General features: G+C 62.8%; 1 protein-coding gene. It reads left to right on the top strand.

Annotated elements, in window-relative coordinates:
- The first annotated feature begins 82 nt into the window (after positions 1-82).
- Positions 83-1041, top strand: a protein-coding gene (locus OCH239_RS22480) for an IS630 family transposase (protein ID WP_157578058.1) whose coding sequence is annotated in 2 segments (ribosomal slippage) — positions 83-424 and positions 427-1041 — 957 coding nt in all. Because the reading frame shifts where the segments join, the coding sequence is not laid out codon by codon here.
- Positions 1042-1056 lie beyond the last annotated feature (15 nt).

The raw sequence follows: 1056 nt of genomic DNA, 5'->3' as shown, positions 1-1056 counted from the left end.
TTAAAGCCTTTCGGCTGAAACTTGAATCATGGGATTCCCATGAAGGACAGGCTGTGATTCATCTCGTGTGGGAGGATGGATCATGTCAGCACCATTGCCGTCGGCGCTTCGGACCCGATTTCTGAAGTACATCAAGGAAGGATTGAGCGGACGGGCTGCTGCGGCGCGACTGAAGGTGTCGCCCGCGACCGGAGCCCGTTGGGCGCGCCAGATCAGGACGAGGGGCCATGCCGAACCTTCGATCCAGGGTCGCCCGCCCGGCTCGGGCAAGCTGGCGGCCTACCGTGGCTTCATCGAGGAGCTGGTCGCGCAGGACCCCGATATCACTCTCTTCGAATTGCGCGACGCCCTTGCCGAGGCGGAGGGTGTGGACGTCCACCACTCCTCCATTGCCAAGCTGCTGACCCGGCTCGGGTTCACGTACAAAAAAAGTCGCTGGTCGCCACCGAGCGGCGACGCGCACGGGTCAGGCAACAGCGTGCCGAGTGGATGAGACACCGTCTTCCCGCCATCTCCGCCCAGCCCGAGCGCGTGGTTTTCCTGGACGAGACGGCGGTGAAGACGAACCTCACGCGTATCCGCGGGCGGGCCCCACGCGGAGAGCGGCTGACCATGGATGCTCCATTCGGCAGCTGGGGCACGCAGACGCTGATCGCGGGACTGACGGCGGACGCGCTGATCGCACCTTGGGTGATCAAGGGTGCGATGGATGGTCCAGCCTTCGCCGCCTATGTCCGCGACGTCCTGGTGCCCGAGATTACGCCGGGCACTGTCGTTGTGCTCGACAACCTTGCCACGCATCGCAACGCCGAGGCCGCCCACGCGCTGAGGGACCACGGTTGCTGGTTCCTCTACCTGCCGCCGTACTCGCCCGACTTGAACCCCATCGAGCAAGCCTTTTCCAAACTCAAGGCTCATCTGCGAAAGATCGGCGCGAGGACCTTCACTGACATGTTCAGTGCCATCGGGGCGATCTGTGATCTCTACGGCTCGCAAGAGTGCCGGAACTACTTTGCCGCTGCCGGCTATGTATCAGGTTAATGTCGAAGGGCTTTA

The sequence above is a fragment of the Roseivivax halodurans JCM 10272 genome (assembly GCF_000521785.1).
Taxonomy (GTDB): Bacteria; Pseudomonadota; Alphaproteobacteria; order Rhodobacterales; family Rhodobacteraceae; genus Roseivivax; species Roseivivax halodurans.
This window is presented reverse-complemented; position numbering and strand designations above follow the sequence as displayed.